We start from the raw sequence: 17,711 nt of genomic DNA, 5'->3' as shown, positions 1-17,711 counted from the left end.
CGATGACCGGCCGTACGGGCCGGTGGGGGGGCCGTACGGGCCGTCCGGGGTCAGCCGGTCCGGTCGGCGGCCAGGGCCGCGGCCAGCGCGGGGATGCCGAGCTGCTGCTCGTCCTGCGGGGTCGCCTGGTACAGCTTGTTGGTGAGCTGGTGCGGGTCGTTGACCAGGTCATAGTACTCACGGAACAGCACCGACCCGGTGCCCGCGGGCTTGCCGGCCGCGTCGGTGTGGATCTGGTAGTACTCGGTGTACTGCCGGGTGTCGCTCACGTACGAGGACCAGGTGTGCGGGCCGCCCGCGGCCGTGCCGTGCTTCCACCACTCGACCAGCAGGTGGTCGCGGCGGTAGCCGCCGAGCAGCGAGTGGCCGTCCTGCGGGGTGTTGGGGGTGATGCCCGCCGCGTCCAGGATGGTCGGGGCGATGTCGATGTTGGCCACGATCCGGTCGTCGGTGGTGCCGGAGCCGAGCCCGCCGGCGGGCCAGGACACGTAGAACGGCACCTCGATGGACGGCCGGTAGGGCACCGACTTCTTGAGCCACCCGTGGTCGGCCCAGGTGTAGCCGTTGTCACCGAGGTAGAAGACCAGGGTGTTGTCCAACTGGCCCAGGGCGGCGAGCTTGTCGTGGATGGCCTGGACCGCGTCGTCGACCGAGAGCAGGGTGCGCAACTGGCGGCGGCGCAGTGCCTGCGCGTCGGCCAGGGTGGCGGTGGCGTTCTGGATGAAGTCCGGCTTGTCGCTGCGGTCCGGCTCGGTGACGCCGGGCCGGCCGTTCCAGGCGGGGACGGGGGTGTCGGCGTACTTCGCCTCGGGCGTGTTCGGCTCGTGCGAGGCCTTGGGGGCGACGAACGCGAACCACGGGCGCGGGTCGGTGGCGGCCTTGTCGAGGAAGGCGAGGGTGCGGTTCTTGATGACGGTGGTGCTGTAGCCGGGGATGGTGTGCACCGTGCCGTTGTCGTTCCAGGTGCCGTCGTTGTAGACGACCGGGCTCTCCAGCAGCCACTCCTCGAAGTGCGGCGGGTTGTCGGCGGCGTGCCAGGCGTTGAGGTACTTGCCGAACAGGCCGGTGCGGTAGCCGGCCTGCTTGAGGTAGCGCTGCACGGTGGTGTTCTGGTCGAGGTTGTACGGCGAGGAGTTGTCGAGGACGCCGTGGTTGTGGGCCTGGCGGCCGGAGAAGATCGAGGACCGGGAGGGCGCGCAGAGCGGGGTGGCGACGTGGCCGGCGGTGAAGCGGACGCCCCGGTCGGCGAGCCAGGCGACGGTCTTGGGGGTGGCCCACTCGGTCTGCTTGGGCTGGTCGTCGGTGAGGATGACCAGGATGTTGGGGCGCGCGGCGGCGGGAGCGGCGGCCGCGGGGGTGGCTGCCGCGAGGGCGCCGAGGGAGGGTGCGGCGCCCGCTGCGGCGACGGCGGCGGCTCCGGCGAGGAATCCCCGCCGGCCGACGTGGTTCCGGTCGTTCCGGCTCATCAGGCTTTCCCTTCGTTCACGGGTGGACGGGTGGACGGGTGCGCGGTGGTCGGCTCCGGCCCGGGCGTGTTCGCTCCGGTCCGGCACGTCGGGTCCCGTCCGTGGCGTGCGCGCCCGCGGGGCCGGTCCGTGGTGTCCGCGCTGGGCCGTGCGGCCGCCCGGTCGGCGGTCCACTACGGGTACGGCGACCGGGCGTCCCCGGCCGGCACGGGCGCTTGGGGAACGATCTCCCGTACTCCCGGAAGCGACGGTAGGGTCCGCCCGAAGCCGTCCGCAATGCGGTCACGGCGTTCATCATGTGCATTTCACGATCCCGTTGCGCGACGTCACGCGCCGGTTGCCGACGTACCGTCAGCGGACGCACCACCCCGCTAGCCGGGACATGTCAAATAGTGCCGCCGGCCCGTGGGCAACCTCCGGCGCGACGGGTCAGATCCCCGGCCCGTAGCCGGGATTCGTCCGCAGGCGCGGGTTCCACCACTCGCTGAGGCCCCACGCCCCGAGCCCGAGGACGGCCAGGGCGGCGAGCGCCGCGATCCAGGGGCGCCGGGACAGCCGCAGGGTGAGCGTCCAGGTGAGGAGCGGTAGCAGGACGCCGCCGAGCACGATCAGCGGCAGGTCGACGAAGAGGACGCTCAGGTCGCGGCCCTCGCCCTCGAACCCGCCCCGCAGGCTGGGCGCGGCCCGCGGTGCCCACACCAGCGCCGCCGTCGCCGCGCCGAGGCCGGCGAGGAGGTGGCCGACCGTGCCCACGGCCCTCGTCCTCACGTGCGCCGCCCGGTCCTCGGATTCCTGCCCCATGTCCGCTTCGGACGCGCGGGCGCGGCGGACGGTTCCCGGCGCCGGGCCCGCCCCCATGGAATCCGCCCCCGCGAGTGCGGCCCGAGCGGCGAGGGCCCCGGGACGGCGGTGGTCGGGCGGTGTTACCGTCTCGCATGTCCAAGAGCGAGATCGACGCGGTGACCGCGGAATTCTTCCGGGCCTTCGACAACCGGGACGGCAGGGTCGTCGACGTGGCCCGGATCCGCCGGCTGGTCCTGCCGAGCTGCGTGATCGTCAAGACCGGCGCGGAGCTGACGGTCTACACCGTGGACGAGTTCGTGGAACCCCGTCAGCGGCTGCTGACCGAGGGGCGACTGACCGGGTTCTCGGAGTGGGAGACCTCCGAACGGACCGACATCGCGGGCGACATCGCCTCGCGGTTCGGCGAGTACCGGAAGTCCGGGATCATGGACGGCGAGCCGTTCGAAGGCGGCGGGACGAAGACCATCCAGTTCGTCCGGACCGCGGAGGGCTGGCGGATCGCCGCGTTCGCCTGGTACGACCGGCCCTGACCGGGGGATTCCGTCCGCAGTCGCGACCGGTCCGGTGCCGCGACCGGTTCTGAGACGGTCGACGTTTCGAGCGGGTCGACGTCCGGCCTTCGATGCCGCCGTCCCGGGTCCCGGCCCGGGACGGCGGCCCTACTCGCCGCCGGGGCTACTCGTGGAACTCGAACCGCCACGCCTGGGCGATGTTCCCGGGCTCCGCCGGCCGAAGCGCCGTCATCGGCGGGAAGATCCGCAGCAGGCTGAGGTCCGCCACCAGTTCGACCCCGTCGACCGGGCCGCCGGGGACGACGACGTGGAACGTGGACGGCTCGGCGGACTGCCGGAGCTGCCACTCGGTGGCCTGCGAGGAGCCGCGGAGCATCTTGTTGACCTCGGGCACGCCGTCGAAGCTGAGGTACGTGTCGTGCCGCAGGTTCTTGAGGGTGACGTTGCCGTTGGAGAGTCCCTCGACGTGCCACTCCTGCTCACCGGGCTGACCGGTCGGCGGCAGGACGACCGCGGGGGCCTTCGCGTCGTTGAGGGTCAGGTACTGCTCGCCGCGCCTGGCGATGCCGTAGGGGCCGTTGGGGATCGGTGCCATGACGGTGTTCTCCTCTGCAGGGGAAGGGCTTGGTGTGCCACCCCGGGTGGAGCGCACACGGATGATCCTTGCGCTGGTGCGACGTCACATGGGGGCAGCTCGCCCAACCATCGCCCGATCGGGTGAGTGGTCGGAGTGCGGGGCCGTCTCCGCCGCACCGGTGGCCCACGGGGTGGCCTGCCAGGCAATGTCAGCGGCGCGCGGGGTGTCGCAGCAGGTACGGTGCAGTTCGTGATCGAGGGGGGTGGGCCGGATGCGCCCGGCACTGCTGGTGGACGTGGACGGACCGCTCAACCCGTACGCCGCGAAGCCGTACCGGCGTCCCGAGGGCTATCGGACGCACCGGCTGCTGACGCCCGCCTGGGAGGCCGCGGAACGGCGCCGGCTCACCGAGTGGGGCCTGCCCCACAAGGAGGTGAAGCCGCTGCGGGTCTGGCTGAACCCGGACCACGGGCCGGCGCTGGCGGCGCTTCCGTTCGACCTGGTCTGGGCCACCACGTGGGAGGAGGAGGCCAACGACTTCCTCGCGCCGCTGCTGGGCCTGCCCGCGCTGCCCGTCATCACGTGGTCGTCGCCACGGCGCGAGCCCGGCGACGGGGTCTTCTGGAAGACGCCCGAGATCGTCGCCTGGGCCGGGGGCCGCGCCTTCGCCTGGGTGGACGACCAGGTCACCGACGCGGACCGCGCCTGGGTGGAGGCCCATCACGACGGACCCGCCCTCCTGCACCGGATCGAACCCCGGGTCGGGCTGGTCGCCGACGACTTCACGGCCCTGGGCGCCTGGGCCGCGGAGCTGAACTGACGGACCGGCTGGTAGGGGGCCGGGCGGCAGCGCGTCGCCCGGCCGTTCGTCGGAGCCCGCGGCACGCGCTACCCGGTGTAGCGGGCGACGGCCGTGGTGGCGGCGTCGCTCGCCCGGGCCGGCGACGTCCCGTACATCAGCAGCTCGATGTTGGCGCCGTCCGCCACCCGGGCCCGGAGTTCGACGGTGTTGCCCGACGCCTCGACGGTGCCGTCCACGTTGCCCGGGCCGCCGGGAGCGGACCGGACGGCGACGTTGATCGTGGCGCCGGCGGCGTCGAACCGGGAGCACAGCTTGAGGGCTTCGAGGAGCGGGGTCTCCTTCGCGCCGGTCACGACGAACTCGGCGATGCTCAGGTCCTGGTCGCCGCTCTCGAAGCCGACGAACGAGTCCGCCTCCTTCCCCAGATCCGCCAGCGCGGGGCAGCCGGGGGCCGTGCTCCGGCCGCGTCCTGAGGAGTCGACGCGCTGAACCGCCACGCCGAGGATGCGCTCGGCGTCGGCCTGGGTGAGCAGGGCGTGCCGTACGCCACCGGCAGCAGCGGTGGCGGTGGCCGGGCCGGCGGACGCGGTCGGGCTCGCCGATCCGCTGTTCGCACCCGTCGGGCGCGGGGACGTCGGCGGGTCGGCCCCGCAGCCGGCCAGCAGGGCGGCCGTGGTCGCTGCGGCCAGCAGGAGGGCGAGGCGCCGGCGGCTGCTCACGGTCCACCTCCGATGGGTCACGACGGTACAGGCAGGGCGAGGCGCGGCCGCTGCCCGGGCGGGGCCGGTGTCGTCGGCGGGGTTCGGTCGCCAGTCCTACTGCTCCCCACCCGGCGGCCCTTGTATGCGGTGCTCCGGCAGCCGGAGCGGCGCGCGGGTCGCCCGGGCTCCGCCCGGGAGCGCGCGCCTCGGGCGGCGAGGGTGGTCGCGGCCGGCCGGGGCCGTCGCCGGCCCGTCGGGGACTCAGGCGCCGGTCAGTGCCCGGGCGATGGCCGTCTGCTCCGGGCGGAGGGCGACGGCGCCGTCCGCGATGTCCCAGAGAGCGTTCTGCAGGACGCGGCCGAGGGTCCACCCGACCGCCCTGTCCCGGTCCAGGTCGAGGACCTCCGTCATGAGGTGGAAGCGACGGCGCACGGCACCGGACACGTCCCCGGTGGCGACGACGTCCTCCCACCGGTTCCGCAGTGCGGGCAGCAGGTCGAAGGCGGGGTCGCCGGCGAGGGGCTTGGGGTCGATGGCGAGCCAGCGGGCCCGCCCGGGGGACTGTCCGGTCGGCAGGGGAGCGAGGACGTTGTCGTAGTGGAGGTCCCAGTGCAGCAGCCGGTCGCCGGGCTCGTCGAGCAGTTCCCGGACCGCGGCCGCGCAGGTGGCCAGCAGCCGGCGCTCGGTACGGTCCGCGAGCAGGGGCGCGCACGCGGGGGCCCGGTCGACCATGGCCCCCGCGAGGTCGGCCAGTTGACGCAAGCCCCCGGGAGCCGGAACGGCGCTGAGCTGCGCCAGCAGTTCGGCGAGGCACTGCAGGGCGGCCGTGCCGTCGGGCTCCGCCGCGAGGGTCCGGGTGGCGTCGAGGCGTTCCAGGAGCAGGGCCCCTGTGGCCGGATCGTTGTCCAGTACCCCGACCGCGTGGCGGGGGCCCCAGGTGCGCAGGGCGAGTGGCTCGTCCCTGGTCTCCTCGTCGACGGGTTGGAGCTTGAGCGCCGCCGGCGAGCCGTCCGCCCGGAGCACCGGGAGCACGAGTGCGACGGCGCCGTGGGCGGGTCGGCCGTCCGGCCGCAGGCTCCAGCGATCCAGGAACTCCTCGGCCAGGGCCGGCAGGGCGGCGGTCCACGCCCGCCAGGCGTCGCCCTCCAGCGAGGCCGCCAGGGCGTCCGGCACGCCGACCCGGTGGCCGGACCGTGCTTCGGGCTCCCGCGAGGCCCGGGAGTCGGACGGGGACCGGAGGTCGGACGGGGACTGGAACCGGTTGAAAGCCACGATGCTCCCGGACGTCGACGGTGGCGGGACGCCGGCCCGGCCTGCCCGGACAGGTGTTTGCGGAGTGCCGCGATCCTAGGCCGTGTCTGACGATTCCCGCCGGGCGCGCGACGCCGGGCATCCCATCTGAACGCACGCCGGAATCGCCCGAGTACGGCCCAGTACGAGGACGATCCGGGCGCACGCCCGGCCGGGCGCCCAACGCCGCGCGCTGATCCGACGCGAATTGTCAGACACGGCCTAGTAGGGGACTCCCTCGGAGGCGGCGCGCAGGGCGGTGTGCAGGCAGACGGCGAGTTCGTCGGCGGCGGCGTCGGGGGCGGCGGCGAAGCGCTGGGCGAACTCCTCCGCGGCGGCGCGCAGGGCCCCGTTGACGGTGGCCGCGTGCACCTTGACCCGCAGGTCGTCGGGGCTTCGGCCGGAGCGTCGGGCGAGGAGCGCGCCGAAGACGGGCAGCGCGTCGTCGTGGGCCTGGAGCCAGACGGCGCGCAGGGCCGGTTCGCCGGGAGTCATCCGGATGAGGTCGAGGACCGCCGGGTCGGGGTGCGGCAGCGTGCCCTGGGCCCAGGAGCGGGTGAGGAAGTCGAGCAGCGGGGTGTCCGGGGGCCAGTGCCGCAGTTGCTCGGTGGCGGCGTCCAGGCCGGCGGTGAGGAGCGGGAGGACGCAGCTCTCCTTGGTGGGGAAGTGTCGCCAGAGCGTACGGGCCGAGATGCCCACGGCCTGCGCGATCTGTTCGCCGGTGGTGCCGGTGACGCCCTGTGAGGTGAACAGGCGTACGGCCTCGCGGGCGATGTCGAGGCGGAGCGCCGTTCTGCGTCGCTCGCCGAGCGAGGGCCTGGCGGCGGGCACCGTCGCCGTGCCGTCCGCGGGTGTCGCCTCAGTTGGCATTGCTCACGTCCTCGTGTCGCCGATCCCCGGCAGCATAGCGATCCACCCATGAATGACACATGCAGAAGTCTTGTCACTGAGTGACACGCGCCCCTAGTCTCTCGATGTGACTCGCCGGTAACTACCTTGCCGTTACGAGTAGTTCGGTGATCAAGCTGTTGACGCACCACCGGTGGCGCCCCGACCCGACCCTCCCTCCGCCCGACCACGGCGCAGGCGCCGCCGCGCGATCCCGTGTGCCCGACGGGCGGCCGCATCCACCGGCGGCGGTCGCCGCACGCCGCACGCCGCCCGCCACCTGCCACCTGCCGCCCGCCGCGCAGCGGGTCGTAGCCACGGCCAGGGCCCGTACCTTCCGACGAAAGGGAAGTGAGCCGCATGAACCGCGCCCACCGCACCAGCCCGCCCGAGCCCACACCCGCCCCGAGCTCCGGAGCCGGGCCCGCCGGGTCCTCGGTGCCCCCCGTGCCCACCGGGAACGCCAGACGCTCCGGTGCGACCCGCAACCGCCTGCTCGCCACCGCCCTCACGGCGCTGGCCTGCCTGAGCGTCCAGGCGCTCCCCGCCGCGGCCGCCGGACCGGGGGAGGTGGTCTCCCGGGGCGTCACCATCCCCGCGTTCTACCAGCCGCCGGCCGCCCTGCCTTCGGCCGACGGCGCCCTCGTCCGTACCGAGCCGTTGCCGCTGGCCCTCAGCCTGCCGGGTGTCGGCGGCCCGCTCCCCGGCACCGCCACCCGCCTGATGTACAAGTCCACCGACTCCACCGGTCGGCCCGTCGCGGTGACCGGCGCCTACATCGAGCCCTCGGCGTCCTGGAAGGGCGGCGGCCCCCGCCCGCTGGTGGCCCTGGCTCCCGGGACCATGGGTCAGGGCGACCAGTGCGCGGCCTCGATGGGACTCCAGAACCCGATCACCCTGAACGGCGACACGGTGTCGGTCGGCTACGAGGACGTGGCGATCCACCGGATGCTGGCCGCGGGCGTCGCCGTGGTCGTCACCGACTACGTCGGGTTGGGCGCGACCGACCGGCTGCACACCTACGTCAACCGCCTCGACGGCGGGCACGCCCTGCTCGACGCCGTACGCGCCGCGCGCGCCCTGCCCGGGGTGTCGCTCGCGCCCGACTCGCGCGTCGGCCTGTACGGCTACAGCCAGGGCGGCGGTGCCAGCGCCTCGGCCGCCGAGCTCCAGCCCTCCTACGCCCCGGAGATCAAGCTGGCCGGTACCTACGCCGGCGCTCCTCCGGCCAACCTCACCGAGGTCCTGAAGGGCATCGACGGCAGCGCGCTGGCCGGTGCGCTCGGGTGGTCCCTCAACGGCTTCCTCCAGTCCGATCCCGACCTGCGGGCCATCGCCGACGCGCGTCTCAACGCCACCGGCAAGGCCGCGCTGAACGACCTCTCCACGATGTGCGTGGGCGACGCGATCCTCGGCTACGCGTTCAAGAAGAGCACCGCCTGGACGAACGGCGGCGTGTCGGTCGGCGCCGTCGTCGCCGCCGAGCCCAGGCTGCGGGCCGTGCTCGACGCCCAGCGCATCGGCACCCTGAAGCCGACCAGCCCGGTGCGCCTGGCCACCGGCATCCAGGACGACATCGTCCCGCACGCCCAGGCCCGCCAACTCGCCGTCGACTGGTGCCGCAAGGGTGCCGACGTCACCTACGACGCCGTCGTGCTGCCCGACCTCGGCGACGGACTGCTCACCAACCACCTGGTGCCGCTGCTCACCGACCAGGGTGACGCCATCTCCTGGCTGACCGACCGGCTCTCCGGCAAGGCCGCCGGCTCCAACTGCTGGACGATGCCCCTGCAGCCCTGACGCACGCGTGCTCCGGCCCCGCCCTCGCCGGTCGGCACGGCGCTCGATCCCACCGAGCGCCGCGTCGGCCGGCGTCCGCGTGCCGTCCGCACCCTCCGGCCCGTTCGCCCGGCCCGTTCGCCCGGTCCGTCCCGTCCACGGCGCCCGTGCCGGTTCGGCGGCGGCCGGGTGCTGACAACGTTTCGGCTTCGGGCGCGACCAGTCTCGGCAGGGGGCTTCCCTGTGGTGTGCGACATGTGCCATTTTACATGTCACACACCATGCCGCGTCGTCATGCGGCTGCTACGGCCCCGGAGGCCCCCACACATGCGTCTCTTCCGGACATGTACGTCGAGGGCGGGCCGCCTCTCGGCGCTCGCCATCGCCCTTCCCGTCGCGCTCGGCCTACTGGCTCCCCAGGCCCAGGCCCGGACCGCGGCCGAGCCCCGGCCCGCCCCGCCGGCCACCACGGCGCCCGCCTCGCCCCACGCGATACCGGTGCCGAAGTCCCCCGACGTCCCCCTCGACGGTCGCCCGCTGGCCTCACAGGCCGACGCGGCCCGGGCCAAGGCGCCGCAGGCCGGCGGCCAGGCCGACCACAAGGTCTCCAAGCAGCTCCGGTCGGCGCCCTCGGCGACCGCCGCGGCACCCTGCCGGATCTCGGACTTCACCTCGCGCACCGGTGCCGCACTCGTGCAGCAGGTCAAGGCGGCGGACCTGGACTGCATCAACTCGCTGTTCCCGCTGACCGGTTCCGACGCCCAGGGCACCTTCCGCGAGGCGCAGATGGTGAGCGTCGCCGACGCCCTGCGGGTCGACTCGGCGAGCTACCCGGGCGACAACTCCGCCTCCACCGGGCAGCTGGTGCTCTTCCTCCGCGCCGGGTACTACGTGCAGTGGATCGACCCGGCCGCGGTCGGCTCCTACGGCACCGCGCTGCAGACCTCGATCCGCGGCGCCCTCGACGCCTTCTTCGCGGCCCCCCGCTCGCGGGACGTCAGCCAGGCCAACGGCGACACCCTCGCCGAGGCCGTCACGCTGATCGACAGCGCCCAGGAGAACGCCCGCTACACCGGCGTCGTCAAGCGGCTGCTCACCGACTACGACGGCGCCACCTGGACGGGCACGATGTGGGGGGCGGTCTACAACACCAAGACCGTCGTCGAACGCGGCCTCGACCTGCCCGCCTTCGTCGGCGCCCTCCAGGCCGACCCGGGCTTCGCCGCCTCCCTGGCGTCGTTCGTCACCCGCAACAGCGCCATGATCAAGGGCAACGACCTGGCCACCTCCCTCGGCATCCAGGTCGGGAACCTGCTCTCCTACCCCGAGTTGAAGACGCAGGCCCGGCCGCTGGTGAAGGACCTGATCAACCGCTACCCGCTGGTCGGCGACACCGGTCCGCTCACCATGAACCTCGCCTGGTTCACCGAGAAGCGCGACGGCGGCAACTGCGCCTACTACGGCACCTGCGACCTGCCCACCCGGCTGATCCCGCTGGTGCTGACGGTGCAGCACACCTGCAACGCCAACCTGCGCATCCGGGCCGAGCAGATGACCGCCGCCGAACTCGCGAGCACCTGCACCAGCCTGGTGAACGAGGACAGCCACTTCCACAAGATCATCAGGGACAGCGGTCCGCTCCCCGGCGACCTCAACACCAGCCTTGAGGTCGTGGTCTTCGACTCCTACTACGACTACAGCCTCTACGCCTGGTCGATCTACGGCATCGAGGTCGACAACGGCGGCATGTACGAGGAGGGCAACCCCGCCAACCCGGCGAACCAGGCCCGGTTCATCGCCCACGAGGCCACCTGGCTGCCCTCGTTCGAGATCTGGAACCTCAACCACGAGTACACCCACTACCTCGACGGCCGGTACGACATGTTCGGCGACTTCGATGCCGGGCTGACCACGCCGACCATCTGGTGGGTGGAGGGCATCGCCGAGTACATCTCGTACAGCTACCGCGGCGAGCGCAACGCCAACGCGATCACCCAGGCCGCCGCGAAGACCTACAAGCTCAGCGAACTCTTCGACACCACCTACGACATGACCGCGGACGCCACCGTGAACTCCACCCGGGTCTACGCCTGGGGCTACCTGGCCGTGCGCTACATGCTCCAGTCCCACCCGCAGGACGTCCAGGCGGTGCTCGCCAAGTACCGCACCGGCGACTGGGCCGGCGCCCGCACCCTGCTCAAGAGCACCATCGGCACCCGCTACGACGCCGGCTTCGCCACCTGGCTGACCGCCTGCGCGGCCGACGACTGCGGCACCCTGCCGCCCCCGCAGGCACCGCTCTGCACCGCGGCCGACACGCGCCAGTTCGACAACAACTGCCGCCGCGACAACCTCGCGGCCACCACCGGCAACTACAGCTACCACTTCCTCTACCTGCCGGCCGGGGTGAAGCAGCTCACCATCACCACCGAGGGCGGCACCGGCAACGCCGACCTCTACTACAACGGCACCAACTGGGCCACCACCGGCTCCTACCTGTCCAAGTCCACCGGCTCCGGCAACGGCGAGACCCTCACCGTCGCCAACCCGCCCGCCGGTTGGGTCTTCTTCAGCCTCGCGGCCCAGCAGGGCTTCTCCGGGGTCACCGCCACCACCGCCTACACCACGGCGAGTTGACGAACTCCCGTACGGGGCCGCTGTCCTGACCGCTTCCGCAGCGCTCCCGTACGGGCACCGGTGGTCGCCGAGCCGGCCGGGCCCGCCCGGCCGGCTCGGCCGTGGGGTCCGGCCGTTCCGCCGTTCCGGTGGCCGGCCGCCGTAGCCCTCGGCCGCCGTAGCCCCCGGCCGCCGGCGGTCGGGTCCCGCCGTCCTGCCGGCGCCGCCGGCCCCTGCATCGGGCATGGTCAGGCGGGGACGCGGCGGTACCGGGGGAGAGCGGGAGAAGCGGGACGCGGCGGCGAGCGACACGGCCGCGTGCGGTGCGCCCCAGGACGGACCGGCGCCTATAGGTTTGTCGGGTGAACCGTCTCATTCCCTGGCCGCGCAGGGACCCGGCCGGTCGGCCGGCATCGCGGACGGACTACGCGGGAGCCCTCTACGGCTCCCTCCTCGCCGCCTCCGTCATCGCCGCGTCCAGCGCGGGCGGCGAGTTCCCCCGTGTCCAGCTGATGGTGCTGCTCCTGGTCACCGGCCTGGTCTTCTGGGCCGCCCACGTCTACGCCCGCCTCGCCGGCGAGCGGCTGATCGGACAGACGGTCGGCTGGGCCGAGGTGCGGATCGTCGGACGGCACGAGTGGCCGATCGTCGAGGCGGCGGTGCTGCCCGCCGCGGCGGTGGCGTTGAGCCCGCTGCTGGGGCTGGGACTCGCCGGCGGCGCCTGGCTCGGACTGGCGGTCGCGGTGGCCCAGCAGGTCGCCTGGGCCTGCATCGGGGCGCTGCACGCCGGTGCCTCACGTACCCAGGCGGGTGTCGAGGGCCTGGTCAACCTCGTTCTCGGGCTGGTCATCGTGGGTGCGAAGGCGACACTCGGGCACTGAGAGGCCCGCCTCACCCGGCGGGGGCGGGTCTCCCGTGGGCCGGGTGGCCGGCGGTCCGCTCCGAGCGCCTGCGCCGGTGGCCGCGGTCCGTCAGGACTGCTCGCGCAGGTGGCTGCGCCGCCCCTCGCGGTCGAAGATGCCGAGCAGGTCCGCCGGCCCGCCCAGCGCGCCCACCGCGTGCGGGAGCATCGTGGAGAACTCCGCCGCCTGCCCCGTCTCGACCCGTAGCCGCTGCTCTCCCAGCAGTAGCAGAGCCGTGCCGGACAGCACGGTGAACCACTCCCGTCCGGGGTGCGCCTTCAGCGCGGACGGCCCCTCGGGCGGTGGATCGGTCAGTCGCATCCGGGCCACCGTCACGCCGGGCTCACCGCGCAGCGCCCACTGCGTGAGGCCACGCGCCGCGTTGTAGGTGGGGTTGTGGACGACGTCGTCGGCGGCGGTCTCGACGAGCTGGTCGAGCGTGGTGTTCAGTGCCCGGGCGATCGAGGTGAGCTGGTCGAGTGCGATCCTGCGGTGACCGGTCTCGATCCGGCTGAGGGTGGACGGACCGATGTGGCAGCGGGCGGCGAGATCGTCCAGCGACCAGCCGTGCGCGGCCCGCAGCGCCCGGATCCGCATGCGTACGAGGCCGTCGAGATCGCCACCTTCTTGCTTCATACGCAAGAGTGTATGCGTAGCCGGCATGGATGCGTAGGGTCTCTCCCATGGCACACCCCGCACCCCAGCCGCACACACCCGAACCGCACGGCACCCAGCCGCACCACCACGGCCACGAACACGAACACGGCCACGGCCAGAGCCACGCGAACGACTCCCACGGGAGCCACGGCCACCGGCACCCGGAGGGCGCCGACCCGCAGGACGGACTCGCCGAGATGCTCGACCTCGACGCCGAGCTGTTCGCCGCCCACCTCGCCAACCTGACCGAGCGCCTCGCGCACCTGGCCGGCGACGGCGTCACGCAGGTCGTCGACCTCGGCGCGGGTACGGGCACCGGTACGTTCGCGTTGCTGGAGCGCTTTCCCGCCGCCCGGGTGACCGCCGTCGACAACTCGCCCGTCATGCTCGCCCGACTGCGCGCGAGCGCCGACGCGCGGGGCGCGGGCGACCGCGTCCACACCCTGGAGACCGACGCCGGTACCGGCCTGCCCGGCGTCACCGACGCCGACCTCGTCTGGGCCTCGGCCTCCCTGCACCACATGGACGACCCCGCGACGGCCCTCGCCGAGATCCGCGCCGCACTGCGCCCCGGTGGACTGCTGGCCGTCGCGGAACTCGACGGCCTGCCGCACTTCCTGCCCGAGGACGTCGTCCCGGAGCGGCCCGGCCTGGAGGTCCGCTGCCGCACGGCCCTGGACGCCCTCCACGCCGAGCAGGTGCCGCACCTCGGTGCCGACTGGCGCGTACTGCTGACGGCGGCCGGCTTCACCGTGGAGGAGGAGCACACCGAAGTCCTGGAGCTGCGGGCCCCGTTCCCCGCCGACGCGGGCCGGTACGCGTACCTGGTGCTCAACCGCATCCGCGGCACCCTCGACGGCCGGGTCGACCCCGTGGACCTGACCGCGCTGGACGCCCTGCTGGACGGCGGACCGGGCGACGTGCGCCACCGCGACGACCTCGTGGTGCGCTCCACCCGCCGGACCTGGACGGCCCGACGCCCCGCGGACCGCCCCTGACGCCCGGGCGACGACGCGCCCGCCGCGGGGCCGATGACCGGCCGGTCGTCGGCCGGTCTCCGGGTCGGAGGCGACCCGCCGCCCCGCAGGCGCTCCGCACCGTTGGCCCCTACGGTGGAGTGAGCTCGCCGACGCCCGCGGGCGGCCCCTCGCCGGCCGCCCCGGCGTCGGCCACCTGCCATCAGGAGGTCATCCCGCCATGTCCATCGCCTCGGAAACCCCCGTTCTGGACACCATCGCCGCCATGACCGTCGATTCCCTGGAGCGCTGCGGCCTGTCCCCGGACACGCTCATCCTCACCCGGATCGCCGCGCTCGCCGCCTCGGACGCGCCCCCGATCTCCTACCTCGCGCACATCGACCCCGCGCTGCGCACCGGCCTGACCGTCGAGCAGCTGCAGGACGTCCTGGTGGCCATCGCCCCCATCGTCGGCACCGCCCGCGTCATGACGGCGGCCGGGAACATCGCCTCCGCCCTCGGCGTCGCGATCGCCGTGGCGGAGGCGGAGATCGAAGCCGAGGTCGAAGCCGGCAGCTGAGCTCCGGCGATCCCGGCGACGACCGCCGGCCGAGCCGCAGCGACTCCGACGACCGGCCCCGCACGCCCCACCGGCGCGCGGCGGCCGGTCGTCGCACGTCCGGCCCCGGCCGATGGGCCGCCCTCCCCGCCGTGACACGACCGGCAGGGTGTCGCCGGCGGCCCCGGGTTCGGCGCGGCCCGGTGGCTCCTGAAGTCGTCCCGGTGACGGTCACCGCGCAGTGACGGTGGAAGCCCTGCGCCGACCGCTCCTCGCCGGTCGTCCGCTCACACGCGGGGTGCCGCACCCGGCCCCCAGGCCGAGAGACCGTCAAATGACGCCAGGCTGAGTGGTGTTGACGGCTCTCGGCGTATGCGAGAACGTCACGGAAAGGCCTTCTCCCGGTTACACGACCGGCTCTCTCCTCGTGTCATGCTCCCGATTACCAAAAAGTCAACACGCGTAGATCGCGGCGCCGCCGAGCGGGGCGCCGTGCTCCCACGCGTGCTCGATCGGGAAAGGCACCCCCATGCCCGTTGCGCAGATAGGCAGATGGAAGGCGCTGGCGGCGGCCGTCTCCGCCGTCCTCGTCGGTCTCACCCTCCCGGCGGTCGCCGCGACTCCGGCGAGTGCCACGACCACCGCGTACGACAGCACGTACTACAAGAACGCGATCGGCAAGAGCGGCACCAGCCTGAAGTCGGCGCTGCACACCATCATCAGCAGCCAGACGAAGATCTCGTACGACGCGGTCTGGAACGCGCTGAAGGCCACCGACCAGGACCCGAACAACAGCAACAACGTGGTCCTGCTCTACAGCGGCACCTCGCGCAGCAAGAGCCTCAACGGCGGCGCCGTGGGCGACTGGAACCGTGAGCACGTGTGGGCCCAGTCCCACGGCAACTTCGGTACGTCGGCCGGCCCGGGCACCGACCTGCACCACCTGCGTGCGGCGGACGTCCAGGTCAACAGCACCCGCGGCAACAAGGACTTCGACAAGGGCGGCAGTGCCGTCAGCGGCGCGCCCGGCAGCTACACCGACTCCGACTCCTTCGAGCCGCGTGACGCCGACAAGGGCGACGTGGCCCGCATGATCCTCTACATGGCGGTCCGCTACGAGGGCGGCGACGGCTTCGCGGACCTGGAGCCCAACGAGACCGTCCCCAACGGCAGCATCCCGTACATGGGCAAGCTCTCCGTCCTGAAGCAGTGGAACGAGCAGGACCCGCCGAGCGCCTTCGAGGAGCGGCGCAACCAGCTGATCTTCGACACCTACCAGAACAACCGCAACCCCTTCATCGACCACCCCGAGTGGGTCGAGGCGATCTGGTAGACCGCCCTGTGCCTGGGTCGAACCCTCCTTCCGGGTAAGGCGGTTCCGGCCCGCTGCAATGGCCGACGGTGACGCCCGGGCTGTTCCGGCAGTCCGGGCGTCTGTCAATGAATCCTTGACAAGAGACGGCCCGTCAAGGTTTCCTTGACAGCATGCCGACGACGAACGAGGACGCACCGCTCAGCCCCGAGGACCGGGCCCGGATCCGGGAGGGGATCGCCGCCGCCGTCCTGGGCGGCACGCAGGGGCTGGCCGAATCCCTGGAGCACGACCCCGCCGGATACCTGCGCCTGGTGGACGCGAGCAGCGTCGCCGCGGAGGAGGCGGGCCGCTTGCTGCGCGAGGCCGTCCAGGGTGCCCGGGCGGCCGGGCACAGCTGGGAGACCGTGGGCGAGGTGCTCGGGGTGAGCCGCCAGGCCGCGCAGCAGCGCTTCGCCGCCAAGGCGCCGATCACCGAGGCCGGCGGCCCCGAGCGGCGCATCCTGACCCCGCTGACCGCGTTCAACGAGATGGCGGCCCTGGCCGAGGCCGGTCGGGACGGCTGGCACCTGGTCGGCTACGGCGCCCTCTACCACGAGGTCGAGGCGTCCGACCGGCCGTGGGAGCACACCCGGAGGCCGCTGGCGGGCGGCGGACGGCAGCGCCGGTTGGAGGCCGAAGGGTGGATCCCGGTCGGCGAGGGCTGGTTCCCCTGGCGTTACTTCAAGCGCCCGCTGCACCGGGACGACAGCGGCCGCTCGGACGGCTAGCGCGCGACGGGCGGCCCGTACGGCCGCGCCACTGTACGGGCCGCCCGTCCCGACCCCGCCCCGGCGGACCGAGCCCGCGCCGGAGGACCGAGCCCGCGCCGGAGGCCCTCGCGGCGACGTCCGCCGACCCGACCGACTGCGGCGCGGCGCCGGCCCGACGCGTCGGTTCTCACCCGAACGGCCGCACTCGCCGGCTGCGATGCGCGCCGGTCCCCTCCCTCGCCCTGATCGACCCTCACGCCGAGAGCCGCCCCGACCGCCGAGCCCGTGGCGGCCGTGCCGGCGCGCGGCGCCCCCGTCGCCGGTTCCGTCCGCGGCATGGCGGTCGTCGCCGAGAAGCCCCAGCCCAAGGGCCCTCGGCCGCTGTCGCAGCACCGCGGTCCGGGTTTCTGCGGCGTCCCGGCCGTCACCGGCCGGCTCGCTGTGACGGCCCACCCCGGCTCGGCCCCCGCTGCCGCGCTGCCGCGCCGCCGGAGCCGCCGGACCCGGAATCCGGCTCCGGCCGTTGCGAGGAACCCGGGCGGCCGGATGCGCCGGTCGGGGGAGGACCGCAGCATGGGGGCATCAGCGCATGCCCGTCCATGTCGTCCATGCACGTCCATGCCGTCCACGCCGCCCTCGGTGCCGCATCCGGGAGGCAGCCGGTCCCGTCCGGACAGGAGACCCCTCCCATGAACCTCGCGGTGAACCTCGCGGCGGACTACCCGCTGCTCAACGTCTTCTGGACCATGCTCTGGTTCTTCCTGTGGATCCTCTGGTTCATGTTGCTCTTCCGGATCCTCGTCGACCTCTTCCGCGACGACTCGCTGAGCGGCTGGGGCAAGGCCGGCTGGGCCGTCTTCCTGATCCTGCTGCCCTTCCTGGGGGTCTTCGTCTACCTGATCGCGCGCGGCCGGGGCATGGGCGAGCGCGACATGCGCCAGGCGCAGGAGAGTCAGGACCGCTTCCGCTCGTACGTCCGCGAGAGCGCGGGCAGCTCCGCCCGGACCTCGACGGCCGACCAGCTGGCCAAGCTCCACCAGCTGCACGGCGCGGGCCAGATCACCGAGGAGGAGTACGCCAAGGCCAAGGCCAAGGTCCTGGCCTGACACCGGACTTCGCGCCCGCCGTGGCCCGGAGC

Annotated in this window: 17 protein-coding genes; 10 read left to right on the top strand and 7 right to left on the bottom strand. The window is 73.4% G+C overall.

The annotated features are described in order from the left end of the window. Positions 1-50: 50 nt before the first annotated feature. Positions 51-1,466 carry a sulfatase gene (locus ACFTWP_RS23080; RefSeq protein WP_380266556.1) on the bottom strand — a complete coding sequence of 472 codons (1,416 nt, stop codon included), beginning with the start codon at positions 1,464-1,466 and terminating at the stop codon, positions 51-53. Between the two features lie 429 nt (positions 1,467-1,895). After that, positions 1,896-2,267, bottom strand: a complete 372-nt coding sequence (locus ACFTWP_RS23075) for a hypothetical protein (protein WP_380266555.1) — start codon at positions 2,265-2,267, stop codon at positions 1,896-1,898. Between the two features lie 134 nt (positions 2,268-2,401). On the opposite strand from ACFTWP_RS23075, the gene ACFTWP_RS23070 reads away from it, so the two are divergent. Further along, entirely contained in the window at positions 2,402-2,800 is a 399-nt protein-coding gene (locus tag ACFTWP_RS23070) for a nuclear transport factor 2 family protein (RefSeq protein ID WP_380266553.1), read from the top strand. Between the two features lie 145 nt (positions 2,801-2,945). Here the strand turns inward: ACFTWP_RS23070 and ACFTWP_RS23065 are convergent, their stop codons facing one another. Continuing rightward, positions 2,946-3,377, bottom strand: a complete 432-nt coding sequence (locus ACFTWP_RS23065) for a hypothetical protein (RefSeq protein WP_380266552.1) — start codon at positions 3,375-3,377, stop codon at positions 2,946-2,948. Between the two features lie 253 nt (positions 3,378-3,630). Between ACFTWP_RS23065 and ACFTWP_RS23060 the strand changes: the two genes are divergently transcribed. Next, positions 3,631-4,179: a hypothetical protein gene (locus ACFTWP_RS23060; protein WP_380266550.1), complete on the top strand. Its 549-nt coding sequence runs from the start codon at positions 3,631-3,633 to the stop codon at positions 4,177-4,179. 68 nt (positions 4,180-4,247) lie between these two features. Here ACFTWP_RS23060 and ACFTWP_RS23055 read toward each other — a convergent pair whose 3' ends face one another. From ACFTWP_RS23055 to ACFTWP_RS23045, 3 genes are all read right to left on the bottom strand, one after another. Next, positions 4,248-4,880, bottom strand: a complete 633-nt coding sequence (locus ACFTWP_RS23055) for a hypothetical protein (protein WP_380266549.1) — start codon at positions 4,878-4,880, stop codon at positions 4,248-4,250. A gap of 243 nt (positions 4,881-5,123) precedes the next feature. Continuing rightward, positions 5,124-6,035 carry an aminoglycoside phosphotransferase family protein gene (locus tag ACFTWP_RS23050; RefSeq protein WP_380266576.1) on the bottom strand — a complete coding sequence of 304 codons (912 nt, stop codon included), beginning with the start codon at positions 6,033-6,035 and terminating at the stop codon, positions 5,124-5,126. A 339-nt stretch (positions 6,036-6,374) separates the two neighbouring features. Beyond that, entirely contained in the window at positions 6,375-7,022 is a 648-nt protein-coding gene (locus tag ACFTWP_RS23045; protein WP_380266548.1) for a TetR family transcriptional regulator, read from the bottom strand. A 378-nt stretch (positions 7,023-7,400) separates the two neighbouring features. Here ACFTWP_RS23045 and ACFTWP_RS23040 point away from each other — a divergent pair, with 378 nt between their 5' ends. The 3 genes from ACFTWP_RS23040 to ACFTWP_RS23030 all read left to right on the top strand — a co-directional run bounded on the left by ACFTWP_RS23040 (position 7,401) and on the right by ACFTWP_RS23030 (position 12,316). After that, positions 7,401-8,840 carry a lipase family protein gene (locus ACFTWP_RS23040; RefSeq protein ID WP_380266547.1) on the top strand — a complete coding sequence of 480 codons (1,440 nt, stop codon included), beginning with the start codon at positions 7,401-7,403 and terminating at the stop codon, positions 8,838-8,840. A 306-nt stretch (positions 8,841-9,146) separates the two neighbouring features. Beyond that, positions 9,147-11,456, top strand: coding sequence for a M9 family metallopeptidase (locus ACFTWP_RS23035; protein WP_380266546.1), 2,310 nt, complete (start codon positions 9,147-9,149; stop codon positions 11,454-11,456). A 341-nt stretch (positions 11,457-11,797) separates the two neighbouring features. Further along, entirely contained in the window at positions 11,798-12,316 is a 519-nt protein-coding gene (locus ACFTWP_RS23030) for a hypothetical protein (protein WP_380266545.1), read from the top strand. Positions 12,317-12,406: 90 nt separating this feature from the next. Here the strand turns inward: ACFTWP_RS23030 and ACFTWP_RS23025 are convergent, their stop codons facing one another. Continuing rightward, complete coding sequence (locus ACFTWP_RS23025; RefSeq protein WP_380266544.1) at positions 12,407-12,973, bottom strand: helix-turn-helix domain-containing protein; 567 nt, start codon at positions 12,971-12,973, stop codon at positions 12,407-12,409. Positions 12,974-13,020: 47 nt separating this feature from the next. Between ACFTWP_RS23025 and ACFTWP_RS23020 the strand changes: the two genes are divergently transcribed. From ACFTWP_RS23020 to ACFTWP_RS23000, 5 genes are all read left to right on the top strand, one after another. Then, a complete protein-coding gene (locus ACFTWP_RS23020) occupies positions 13,021-13,992 on the top strand; it encodes a class I SAM-dependent methyltransferase (RefSeq protein ID WP_380266543.1) in 972 nt (323 codons plus the stop codon). A 199-nt stretch (positions 13,993-14,191) separates the two neighbouring features. After that, positions 14,192-14,530: a carboxymuconolactone decarboxylase family protein gene (locus tag ACFTWP_RS23015; RefSeq protein WP_380266542.1), complete on the top strand. Its 339-nt coding sequence runs from the start codon at positions 14,192-14,194 to the stop codon at positions 14,528-14,530. A gap of 508 nt (positions 14,531-15,038) precedes the next feature. Further along, positions 15,039-15,842 carry an endonuclease I family protein gene (locus ACFTWP_RS23010; RefSeq protein ID WP_380266541.1) on the top strand — a complete coding sequence of 268 codons (804 nt, stop codon included), beginning with the start codon at positions 15,039-15,041 and terminating at the stop codon, positions 15,840-15,842. Positions 15,843-15,994: 152 nt separating this feature from the next. Then, positions 15,995-16,591 carry a hypothetical protein gene (locus ACFTWP_RS23005; RefSeq protein WP_380266540.1) on the top strand — a complete coding sequence of 199 codons (597 nt, stop codon included), beginning with the start codon at positions 15,995-15,997 and terminating at the stop codon, positions 16,589-16,591. A gap of 671 nt (positions 16,592-17,262) precedes the next feature. Beyond that, a complete protein-coding gene (locus ACFTWP_RS23000; RefSeq protein WP_380266539.1) occupies positions 17,263-17,679 on the top strand; it encodes an SHOCT domain-containing protein in 417 nt (138 codons plus the stop codon). Positions 17,680-17,711: the final 32 nt, after the last annotated feature.

This window comes from Kitasatospora sp. NPDC057015 (genome assembly GCF_042673745.1).
GTDB lineage: Bacteria > Actinomycetota > Actinomycetes > Streptomycetales > Streptomycetaceae > Kitasatospora.
This window is presented reverse-complemented; position numbering and strand designations above follow the sequence as displayed.

Excerpts from the sequence above, each read along its gene's own strand:
- ACFTWP_RS23080 (WP_380266556.1), bottom strand. The coding sequence starts at position 1,466 with ATGAGCCGGAACGACCGGAACCACGTCGGCCGGCGGGGATTCCTCGCC.
- ACFTWP_RS23075 (WP_380266555.1), bottom strand. The coding sequence starts at position 2,267 with ATGGGGCAGGAATCCGAGGACCGGGCGGCGCACGTGAGGACGAGGGCC.
- ACFTWP_RS23070 (WP_380266553.1), top strand. The coding sequence starts at position 2,402 with ATGTCCAAGAGCGAGATCGACGCGGTGACCGCGGAATTCTTCCGGGCC.
- ACFTWP_RS23065 (WP_380266552.1), bottom strand. The coding sequence starts at position 3,377 with ATGGCACCGATCCCCAACGGCCCCTACGGCATCGCCAGGCGCGGCGAG.
- ACFTWP_RS23060 (WP_380266550.1), top strand. The coding sequence starts at position 3,631 with ATGCGCCCGGCACTGCTGGTGGACGTGGACGGACCGCTCAACCCGTAC.
- ACFTWP_RS23045 (WP_380266548.1), bottom strand. The coding sequence starts at position 7,022 with ATGCCAACTGAGGCGACACCCGCGGACGGCACGGCGACGGTGCCCGCC.
- ACFTWP_RS23040 (WP_380266547.1), top strand. The coding sequence starts at position 7,401 with ATGAACCGCGCCCACCGCACCAGCCCGCCCGAGCCCACACCCGCCCCG.
- ACFTWP_RS23035 (WP_380266546.1), top strand. The coding sequence starts at position 9,147 with ATGCGTCTCTTCCGGACATGTACGTCGAGGGCGGGCCGCCTCTCGGCG.
- ACFTWP_RS23025 (WP_380266544.1), bottom strand. The coding sequence starts at position 12,973 with ATGAAGCAAGAAGGTGGCGATCTCGACGGCCTCGTACGCATGCGGATC.
- ACFTWP_RS23020 (WP_380266543.1), top strand. The coding sequence starts at position 13,021 with ATGGCACACCCCGCACCCCAGCCGCACACACCCGAACCGCACGGCACC.
- ACFTWP_RS23015 (WP_380266542.1), top strand. The coding sequence starts at position 14,192 with ATGTCCATCGCCTCGGAAACCCCCGTTCTGGACACCATCGCCGCCATG.
- ACFTWP_RS23010 (WP_380266541.1), top strand. The coding sequence starts at position 15,039 with ATGCCCGTTGCGCAGATAGGCAGATGGAAGGCGCTGGCGGCGGCCGTC.
- ACFTWP_RS23005 (WP_380266540.1), top strand. The coding sequence starts at position 15,995 with ATGCCGACGACGAACGAGGACGCACCGCTCAGCCCCGAGGACCGGGCC.
- ACFTWP_RS23000 (WP_380266539.1), top strand. The coding sequence starts at position 17,263 with ATGAACCTCGCGGTGAACCTCGCGGCGGACTACCCGCTGCTCAACGTC.